General features: G+C 74.0%; 4 protein-coding genes and 1 tRNA gene. 4 read left to right on the top strand and 1 reads right to left on the bottom strand.

Annotated elements, in window-relative coordinates; translation table 11 throughout:
* The first annotated feature begins 22 nt into the window (after positions 1–22).
* From tmk to AC07CM_RS41935, 4 genes are all read left to right on the top strand, one after another.
* On the top strand, positions 23–3,310 hold the full coding sequence (gene tmk, locus AC07CM_RS41920) for a dTMP kinase (protein WP_478881794.1): 3,288 nt from the start codon (positions 23–25) through the stop codon (positions 3,308–3,310).
* Positions 3,311–3,493: 183 nt separating this feature from the next.
* Entirely contained in the window at positions 3,494–4,699 is a 1,206-nt protein-coding gene (locus AC07CM_RS41925; protein WP_478881795.1) for a DNA polymerase III subunit delta', read from the top strand.
* Between the two features lie 96 nt (positions 4,700–4,795).
* Complete coding sequence (locus AC07CM_RS41930; protein ID WP_478881796.1) at positions 4,796–6,424, top strand: alpha/beta hydrolase; 1,629 nt, start codon at positions 4,796–4,798, stop codon at positions 6,422–6,424.
* Between the two features lie 107 nt (positions 6,425–6,531).
* Positions 6,532–6,608, top strand: a tRNA-Thr gene (locus AC07CM_RS41935).
* A gap of 184 nt (positions 6,609–6,792) precedes the next feature.
* Here AC07CM_RS41935 and AC07CM_RS41940 read toward each other — a convergent pair.
* Complete coding sequence (locus AC07CM_RS41940; protein ID WP_478881797.1) at positions 6,793–8,085, bottom strand: cytochrome P450; 1,293 nt, start codon at positions 8,083–8,085, stop codon at positions 6,793–6,795.
* Positions 8,086–8,332: the final 247 nt, after the last annotated feature.

The following is an 8,332-nucleotide window of genomic DNA, read 5'->3' on the forward strand; positions in this document are numbered from 1 at the left end:
CGGCTGCGGATAGGCTGAACGCATGACGCGAGCCGAGCAGCCAACGGCCCCCACCACAGCACCGGACGACGCCCTGGTCGCGGACTCCCGCGAGCGCGCCGTCCGCTCCCTGCTGCGCCGACCCCAGTTGAGGCGCCTGTGGAGCGCACAGCTCGTGAGCGGTGTCGGTGACGCCCTCGCGCTTCTCGTGCTGGTCCTCCTCGTCCTCCAGGCGGCCGTCGCCGAGGGCTCCTTCGGCGGCGGCTACCGAGGCGTGGCGTTCGCAGTGGCGACCGTCTTCGCCGCGCGCATCCTCGCCACGCTGCTCTTCGGCGCGGTCCTCCTCGGCCCGCTGACCACGCTCACCGCCCAGGAGGGCCCCCTCGACCGGCGCTGGACCATGGTCGGCGCCGACGGTCTGCGGGCCGCGCTGCTGATCGTCGCGCCCCTGTGGATCGACTGGACCCCGGACAACGCGCTCGCCGTCCTGCTGGTCACCGCCTTCGTCATCGGCGTCGCCGAGCGGCTGTGGACGGTGTGCCGGGAGAGCGCGGCGCCCGCCCTGCTGCCCGCCCCGCCCCCGGAGGGAGCGACGGTACGGCCGCTGCCGGACCACCTGGACGCCCTGCGCCGGCTGTCGCTGCGCACCGGCTTCCTGGCCGTCCCGCTGGCGGCCGCCGCACTCGTCGTGGCCGCGCTGCTCAACAACCTGCTCGGCACCGGTATCGCCTGGTTCGACCAGCACCACGCGGCCCTCGCCGCGTACGTGGCGGCGGGACTGTTCGCCGCGTCCCTGTCCGTGGTGACCTTCCTGGAGCTGCCCGACACGCGCACCCCGCGCCCGCGGTCCCCGCTGGAGGGTCTGCGCCGGCCGCGCACCGGCACGGGCGTCGACAAGGGCCGCACGGGCGCCATCCCGCTCCTCGTGCCGGCCTGCGCCGCCGTGGCCGGAGCCGTCGCCGCCGCCGTCTCCGTGTGCGTGCTGCAGGCCACCGACCTGGGCGGCGGCCCGGTGCTCTACGGCCTGCTGGTCCTCGGCCTGACCGGCGGTGTCGCCGTCGGCATCCGTACGGCGCCCTCGGTGCTGCCCTCGCTCTCGCGCCGCCGGCTCCTCGCGATCGCGATCGCCCTCAACGGCGTCGCCCTGCTGGCCGCCGGTCTCGTCCCCGACGTCACCACCGTCCTGCTGATCGTCACGCTGGCCGGCGTCGCCGCGGGCGTGGCCGCCAACACCGGGCACGCTCTGCTCGACCAGGAGACCGAGGAGTACCGCCGGGCGCGCGTCACCGAGCACCTGCACGCGGTGGTGCGGGTCTTCATAGCGCTCGGCACCCTGATCGCGCCGCTGGTCGCCGGGCTGATCGGCCGGCACCGGCTGGAGAACGGAAGGTTCGTCTTCGCGCACGGCGGCGCCTCGTTCACGCTGATGCTGGTGGGCGCGCTGCTCCTGCCGGTGGCCGCGCTGGTGCTCGCGAAGGTGGACGACCGCTCCGGCATCCCGCTGCGGCAGGACCTCAAGGACGCGCTGCTGGGCGGCGACGACCCGGTCACGGTCCCGGCGACGAACGGCTTCTTCATCGCCCTGGAGGGTGGCGACGGAGCCGGCAAGTCCACCCAGGCCGAGGCGCTCGCCGAGTGGATCCGCGCCAAGGGCCACGAGGTCGTGCTCACCCGCGAGCCGGGTGCCACCCCCGTGGGCAAGCGACTGCGCTCGATCCTGCTGGACGTGTCCTCGGCCGGCCTGTCGCACCGCGCGGAGGCACTGCTGTACGCGGCCGACCGGGCCGAGCACGTCGACACCGTCGTACGGCCCGCCCTGGAGCGCGGCGCGGTCGTCATCTCCGACCGGTACATCGACTCGTCCGTGGCCTACCAGGGCGCCGGCCGCGACCTGTCCCCGACCGAGATCGCCCGCATCAACCGCTGGGCGACCAACGGGCTCGTCCCGCACCTCACCGTCCTGCTGGACGTCTCCCCGGAGGCCGCCCGCGAGCGGTTCACCGAAGCGCCGGACCGGCTGGAGTCGGAGCCGGCCGAGTTCCACGCGCGCGTACGGGCCGGTTTCCTCACGCTCGCCGCCTCCGACCCCGGCCGCTACCTGGTCGTGGACGCCGGGCAGGAGCCCGAGGCCGTCACCACCGTCATCCGACACCGGCTCGACACCGTGCTGCCGCTGTCCGAGGCCGAGATCGAGGCCCAGGAGGAGGCGCGCAGGAAGGCCGAGGAGGAGGCCCGCCGCAAGGCCGAGGAAGAGGCCGCGCGCAAGGCCGAGGAGGAGCGCCTGGAGCGCGAGCGCCAGGAGCAGCTCGCCAAGCTGCGCGCCGAGGAGGAGGAGCGCAAGCGCCGCGAGCTGGAGGAGGCGCAGCGCCGCGAGGCCGAACGGCAGGCGGAGGAGGCCAGGCTGCGGGCCGAGGAGGCGCGGCGCCGCGCCGAGGAGGAGCGGCAGCGGCTGCTCGCCGAGGAGAAGGCCCGCGCCGAGGAGGAGGAACGCCGCAGGGCCGAGGAGGAGAGGCGGCGCAAGCAGGCCGAGGAGGAGGCCAGGCTGCGCGCCGAGGAGGAGGCGCGACGCCTGGAGAAGCAGCGCAAGGCCGAGGAGGCGCTCCTGCGTGCCGAGGAGGCCCGCCGTCAGGCGGCCGAGGCCGCGGCCGCCGCCGACGTGGCGGCCCGCCGGCCCAGCACCCCACGGCCGACGGTGCCGGGCGTGACGCCGGAAGCGGCGACCGCGCCGACACCCGTGGTCTCGCCGGGTGCGGCCGAGACGGTGCCGACGCCGGTCGCGTCCCCGGGCACCGATGAGACGACCGTGCTGCGGCCGGTGCGCGAGGAGCGGGCCGACGACGCCCGGACGGCCGGGACGGCCGAGTCCGAGGCGACGGCCGAGCTGCCGCAGCCGCCGGTCGCCTCCGGCGCGGCGGACGAGACGGCGGTGCTGCCGCCCGTGTCCGCCGAGGAGACCGCCGTACTGCCGCCCGTGTCCGCCGACGAGACGGCCGTACTGCCGCCGGTGGCCCCCGGCGCGGCGGACGAGACGGCGGTGCTGCCGCCCGTACGGGATGACGCCCGGGCGGACCGGATGCCGTCCGGCTTCTTCCGGGACGAGCGGCCGGCCGCGGGGCCCGACGGCTCCGAGGGCCGTACGCGCGAGATGCCCCAGATCGACGCCGACGGCACCCCGCGTCGCAGGCCGCGCCCGGACTGGGCCGAGGAGACGCCGCTGGACGACCTGCCGTCCCTGGCGGACGAGCTGCTGGGGTCGTACGACGAGCAGCAGCAGGGGGACTCCGGTGAGGACCAGGGCCACCAGGGCCGGGGTCACGGCCGCCGCGGCTGAGCGGAACACGGGAACACCGGGCGGGCGGCGCCCGCCGGAGCGCTTCGGGGCACCGACGGTCGCCGCCCCTCGTCGTCCCGGGGCCCGGCGACGCCGCTGGCCGCCCGCGTTGTCCGCGTTGTCAGTGGCCACCCGCACAATGGATCCCGGAACGCGGAGTGTGACGGAAGGGCGGCGTGACCCATGACCGTGTGGGACGACCTCGTCGGGCAGGACAAGGTGAGCGCGATGCTCGACGCAGCCGCGCGGGACGCCGACGCCCTGGTCACGGCCGCCGCGGCGGACGAACCGCTGCCGGAGGCGTCGAAGATGACCCACGCCTGGCTGTTCACGGGCCCGCCCGGAGCGGGCCGCAACCAGGCGGCGCGGGCCTTCGCCGCGGCCCTGCAGTGCGTCAGCCCCGACCGAGCCCTCGGCGGTTCCCCCGGCTGCGGCTTCTGCGACGGCTGCCACACCGCGCTGCTCGGCACCCACGCGGACGTCACCACGGTCGCCGCCGTGGGCTCCGAGATCCTGGTGAAGGACATGCGGGACACCGTCCGCAAGTCGTTCACCTCCCCGGCGAACGGTCGCTGGCAGATCATCCTGGTCGAGGACGCCGAGCGGCTGAACGAGAAGTCGGCCAACGCCGTCCTCAAGGCCGTCGAGGAGCCCGCGCCGCGTACGGTCTGGCTGCTGTGCGCCCCCTCGATCGAGGACGTCCTGCCCACGATCCGCTCCCGCTGCCGCCACCTGAACCTGCGCACGCCGTCCGTGGACGCGGTCGCCGACATGCTCGTACGACGTGACGGCATCGAACCCGAAGTCGCGGCGGCCGCCGCCCGCGCCACCCAGGGCCATGTGGACCGGGCCCGCCGGCTGGCCACGGACCCGGCGGCCCGCGACCGCCGCGCCGCCGTGCTCAAGCTCCCCCTGCGCCTGGACGAGGTGGGCGCCTGCCTCAGGGCGGCCCAGGAACTGGTCGACACGGCCGCCGAGGACGCCAAGCAGCTCGCCGAGGAGATGGACGGCAAGGAGGCGGAGGAGCTGAAGGCGGCCCTCGGCGCGACCCAGGGCGGCCGGCTGCCGCGCGGTACGGCGGGCGTGATGAAGGACCTCGAGGACATGCAGAAGCGCCGCAGAACCCGTACGCAGCGCGACAGCCTCGACGTCGCCCTCGGCGACCTCACCGGCTTCTACCGCGACGTTCTGGCCCTGCAGCTCGGCTCCCGGGTCGCGATCGCCAACGGGGAAGCCGAGGACGCCCTGGACCGGCTGGCCCGGGGCAGCAGTCCGGAGTCCACGCTCCGCCGCATCGAGGCGATCGCCGCCTGCCGTGAGGCCCTGGACCGCAACGTGGCCCCGCTGCTGGCGGTGGAGGCGATGACGATGGCCCTGCGGGCGGGGTGAGCCGGGCGTACCGTGGTTGACGGACCGCGTCCCTCGTACGAGGCGACAGGCCGCACGCACCGCACCCGACCCGTCGCACAGCGTTACGCTCGCCTGATGCACACCTGGCCATCCCCCCGCCGGCACCGCCACACCCGGACTCGGACCGGAACCCGGACCCGCGACCGAACCCGGGCGACCGCGCGCGCCACGGGCATCCTGCTCGCGGCCGTCGCGCTGTTCGTGTCCGCCTGCTCCTCCGGGAACTCGAGCACGTCGGCCGGCGGTGCGGCGGAGGCGGCGCTGGCCGCGCTGCCCCGTGCCACGCCGCCGGCGCTGTCGTCGTACTACACCCAGCACCTGCAGTGGCACAGCTGCGGTGTCCCCGGCTTCCAGTGCGCCACGATGAAGGCCCCGCTGGACTACGCCAAGCCCGGCGCGGGCGACATCAAGCTCGCCGTCGCCCGCAAGAACGCCACCGGCAAGGGGAAGCCGCTCGGCTCGCTGCTGGTCAACCCCGGTGGGCCCGGCGGTTCGGCGATCGGCTACCTCCAGCAGTACGCGGGCCTCGGCTACCCCGCCGAGGTCCGCGCCCGCTACGACATGGTCGCGATGGATCCGCGGGGCGTCGCCCGCAGCGAGCCGGTCGAATGCCTCGACGGCCGCCAGATGGACACGTTCACCGCGACGGACACCACCCCCGACAGCCGGAAGGAGACGAACGCGCTGGTCGGGCAGTACAAGAAGTTCGCCGAGAGCTGTGGGGCGCACTCGGCGCGGCTGCTGCGGCACGTGTCCACCGTCGACGCGGCGCGGGACATGGACATCCTGCGAGCGGTGCTCGGCGACGCCAAGCTCAACTACGTGGGTGCGTCGTACGGCACCTTCCTCGGCGCCACGTACGCCGGGCTGTTCCCGGACCGGGTGGGCCGCCTGGTGCTGGACGGCGCGATGGACCCGTCCCTCGACTCCCGCAAGCTGAACCTGGAGCAGACGGCGGGCTTCGAGACGGCGTTCCAGGCGTTCGCGAAGGACTGCGTACGGCAGTCCGACTGCCCGCTCGGCGGCAGGGGAACGACGCCCGCACAGGTCGGCGACCACCTCAGGGCCTTCTTCCACAAGCTGGACGCGCATCCCGTCCCGGCGGGCAATAACCGCACGCTCACCGAGTCCCTGGCCACCACCGGCGTGATCGCGGCGATGTACGACCAGGGCGCGTGGGGCCAGCTGCGCGACGCGCTGACCTCCGCGATGAAGGACAACGACGGCACCGCCCTGCTCGCCCTCTCGGACAGCTACTACGAGCGCGACGCGAAGGGCCAGTACAGCAATCTGATGATGGCCAACGCCGCCGTGAACTGCCTCGACCTGCCGCCCGCCTTCACCGGCCCCGACCAGGTCGAGAAGGTCCTGCCGGCGTTCGAGAAGGCGTCCCCCGTCTTCGGTGAGGGCCTGGCCTGGGCCTCGCTGAACTGCGCGTACTGGCCGGTCAGAGCCACGGGCGGGCCGCACCGGATCGAGGCGAAGGGCGCGGCGCCCATCGTCGTGGTCGGCACCACCCGCGACCCGGCGACCCCCTACCCCTGGGCCGTGTCCCTCGCCCACCAGCTCTCCTCGGGCCGCCTGCTGACCTATGTCGGCGACGGCCACACCGCCTACGGCCGGGGCAGCACCTGCATCGACTCGGCGATCGACACCTACCTCCTCCACGGCACCCCGCCACCCGCCGGAAAGCGCTGCTCATAGCGCCTCGACCAGCCCCGGAGTTCACCCCTCCGGGGCTGGTACGAAGCACTCCGGGAAACTGTGTAGACTTACCGACGTTGCTGATCGCACCATGGTGCGGACAGCGCGCCGCTTTAGCTCAGATGGCCAGAGCAACGCACTCGTAATGCGTAGGTCTCGGGTTCGAATCCCGAAAGCGGCTCCACTGGAACCCCAGGCCGGAATTTCCTCCGGCCTGGGGTTTTCTCGTTCAGTGGATGCGGCGACGGCGGGAGCGAGCCGCGCGGCTGTCGAGGGTCTCAGTTGCCTACGAGCGGCTTGCGCCACGCGGCTTTCAGGAGCCGGCTCATCCATGAGAGCGCCAGTCGCCTCGGGGCTGTGGCGCACCCTCAGCTGCGCAAGGTGGCACGCAGGCGCAAGCCGGCCGTTGTGAGGCCTTCGAAGGTAGTGACCTGGAAGCCGGGTTCCGGTCCGGGCGGCTCGCTCAAGTGGTAGCGGCGAGCGGTCTGCGCAGTCAGGAGCGTCAGCATCGCCATGGCCAGAGCGGCTCCCTCGCAGCCGTGCGGCCCGGTACCGAAGGAGAGGAAGACCCCGGGTTTCGCCGGCGAGCCCGAGTCGTCGAGCCAGCGCTCGGGCTGGAACTGGTCCGGCTCGGAGTGTTCCCGGGCGTCGCGGTGGGCGGTGTAGGGGCAGACCAGAACGGTGGAACCGGCGTCGATGGTGTATCCGGCGAGCTCGGTCTGTCGCGTGGCGCGCCGGGTCAGCAGCCAGCTGGGTGGTTGCAGTCGGAGCACCTCGCGTACCAGTGCCTGGGTGTATTGCAGGCTGTCGAGGTGGGTGCCGGTCGTCTCGGCCGGGTCCGCGGGCAGCAGGGCGGCTTCGGCCGAGACGCGGTCCGCTGCCCGGGGGTGCCGGGCCAGGTGGAGCAGGATCCATCCGGCTGCCCGGGAAGGTGTCTCGAAGGTGGCGACGGTGATTCCGGGGAGAGTGTCGAGGACGGCCTCTTCCGGAAGCAGGCCGTAGCGGGAGGTGGGCCGGAGCATCTGTCCCAGCAGGTCGTCACCGAGCCGGTCCGATGAACGGCGGCGGCGGACGATGGGCCGCAAAGCGTTCGTGAAGGCGACTTGCTGCCGTGTGCGGAACCGCCGGGCCGGTGTGGGGATCCAGCGCGGCCATACCCAGCGCGAGGGGCGTACGAGCACCTCCCGGGCCAGGAATAGCTGTGAGGCGAAGGGCAGCAGGGTGGGAGCGTCTTCGGAGAAGAGGTAGTGCACGCCGATCTCTGCCAGGGCGTGCCGGACCGGGGGCAGAACCTCGACATCCTGGCCCGTGGGCCACTGGTCGGCGAATCGCGCGGCCCTGGGCGCAATCTCACCGATCCGGGCTGCAACCGCCTGCGCGCGTAGTCCGCGCATGCGTGCGGCGTGAGCGCGGGCGCGCTCCTCAGGCGTCGGTGCCCCGCTCGACCGGTCCAACGGCGGGAAGAGAGGCGAGGGTGCCTTGCGGAAGTCCTGCGCGCGGCGCAGGACGTCTTCACACGGCCCGGCTGCAGCGGCTACGTAGACACCAGGCTCCAGCTGCCAGACGTCCCCGCACTCGTCGGCGCCACGACGCGCCAGTGCCAGCCGGTCGCGGCTCCAGGCCGCGAAGCCGCCTTCGGGCAACCGCGGCGGCTCGTTCATTCGGCCCATGAGATCGTCCCTGGCTCTCGTACCTGTCCAGGCCGATGCCGTCGGCAGCGTGGCGGGGAGGCGGGGGGGGGGGGGGGGGGGGGGGGGGGGAGGGGGGGGGGTGGGGGGGGGGGGGGGGGGGGGGGGAGGGGGGGGGGGGGGGGGAGGGGGGGGGGGTGGGGGGGGGGGGGGGAGGAGGGGGGGGGGGGGGGGCGAGCGGTCCGATGACGCGTAGGCCGCCGAGGGTGCGGATGTGCAT

This window comes from Streptomyces sp. NPDC044061, from assembly GCF_056434305.1.